Here is a 2037-nt window from a genome sequence, read left to right as displayed (position 1 = left end):
GTGAGCCAACAACTGAAGCAGTCAAGGTATCGCCGATATCCAAATCAGAGACGGCGAAACTGCCTGTGATTGGAGCCAAGTTCTGCGCAGAAGCGTCTGCAGATTCTACGATCGCTGTTGGGTTCGTCGTATCTGTCAATACTGGCGCATCGTTCGCACCGGTGATCGTGAACGTCACGTCTTGCACTGCGGAGTCTGCCGTACCGTCATTGACCTTCACTTGATAAGTGATCGTCAAGCTTTGGCCTGCACGCAAGAAGTCTAAGTTCGCCGCTGCTGGATCGTAGGTGTACGCAATCGCTGTACCTGCACCGCCATTCGAGGTTTGGGTCGTTGGCGTGATGCTGAATGCACCTGCTGCCGTCAATGCTGTCGCACTAGCTGGCAAGGTGTAGTTCACACCGTTCAACTGCACTACGGGTGAACCCACCACTGAAGCTGTCAAGGTGTCACCTACATCTGCATCGGATACAGCGAAGCTACCGTTGATTGGGACCAAGTTTTGCGCAGAAGCATTAGCCAACTCGACCACTGCAACTGGGTTCGTTGTATCGTTCAATACTGGCACGTCATTTGCTGGTATTACATTAATATTGATCGTATCAATATCACGTTCGTCTGTGGCTGTACCGGTCAAACCTGGATCAGTACCGGTATTGCCGCCGTCATTGGTCGTCATTGTCAAGGCCACCGTACCAGTCGCGTTTGCAACAGGTGCAAAGGTCGGTTGATTCGCTACCGTTCCCAAATACGCATTGATATTGGTCACCGTTCCTGTCAAGGTAATGGTACTACTTCCAGAACCAGACACTGTCACACTACCGGCTGTCGCAGCCGTTAAGGTGCCACTAGCCACACTCAACGTCACTGTCACATTGTTAGTTCCCGCATCCACATCGGCAATCGACAAGCCACTCAGTTTGAATGAGGTATCTTCATTTGTCGTGTAACTCGCTGGTAAAGTGTTCGTTGGTGTGTCATTCACAGCCGTCACATTGATATTGATCGTATCAATATCACGCTCGTCTGTTGCTGTACCTGTCAAACCTGGATCAGTACCGGTATTGCCACCGTCATTCGTCGTCATGGTCAACGCTACCGTACCACTCGCATTCGCTACAGGTGCAAAGGTCGGTTGATTCGCGACTGTACTCAAATACGCATTGATATTAGTCACCGTGCCTGTCAAGGTAATGGTACTACTTCCAGAACCAGACGCTGTCACACTACCGGCTGTCGCAGCCGTTAAGGTGCCACTAGCCACACTCAACGTCACTGTCACATTGTTAGTTCCCGCATCCACATCGGCAATCGACAAGCCACTCAGTTTGAGTGAGGTATCTTCATTTGTCGTGTAACCCGCTGGTAAAGTGTTCGTTGGTGTGTCATTCACAGCCGTCACATTGATATTGATCGTATCAATATCACGTTCGTCTGTTGCTGTACCTGTCAAACCTGGATCAGTACCGGTATTACCACCGTCATTCGTCGTCATGGTCAACGCTACCGTACCACTCGCATTCGCTACAGGTGCAAAGGTCGGTTGATTCGCGACTGTACTCAAATACGCATTGATATTAGTCACCGTGCCTGTCAAGGTAATGGTACTACTTCCAGAACCAGACACTGTCACACTACCGGCTGTCGCAGCCGTTAAGGTGCCGCTAGCCACACTCAAGGTCACAGTTACATTGCTACTTCCTGCATCAACATCGGCAATCGACAAACCACTTAATTTGAGTGACGTATCCTCGTTTGTTGTGTAACCCGCTGGGAAGGTATTGACTGGTGTGTCATTGACCGCTGTCATACTCAAGGCCAAGGTTGATGTATCCGTACCACCATTACCGTCCGTGACCGTATAGGTAATAGCAGGTATCAAACCAGCGTAATTCGTCACAGGCGCGAAACTATAACTACCGTTCGCATTAATCGTGATCGTACCAACACCGGCGATCAATACTGGAGCACCTACTGCCTGGGTACCAGCCACACCGGCAATCGTGTAACTTGCAATCGTTAAAGTATGACCTTCAG

1 protein-coding gene is annotated in these 2037 nt (G+C 50.0%); it reads right to left on the bottom strand.

Translation table 11 applies throughout. From position 1 onward, the window contains the following. Positions 1-2037: beta strand repeat-containing protein (locus H8K36_RS18845; protein WP_186918073.1), on the bottom strand; the 2037-nt coding region annotated here is incomplete at both ends.

Origin of the sequence: Affinundibacterium nitidum (genome assembly GCF_014284155.1) — a bacterium.
GTDB lineage: Bacteria > Pseudomonadota > Gammaproteobacteria > Burkholderiales > Burkholderiaceae_D > Undibacterium > Undibacterium nitidum.
The sequence above is the reverse complement of the archived record's forward strand: the minus strand, read 5'-3'. Positions and strand labels throughout refer to the sequence as shown.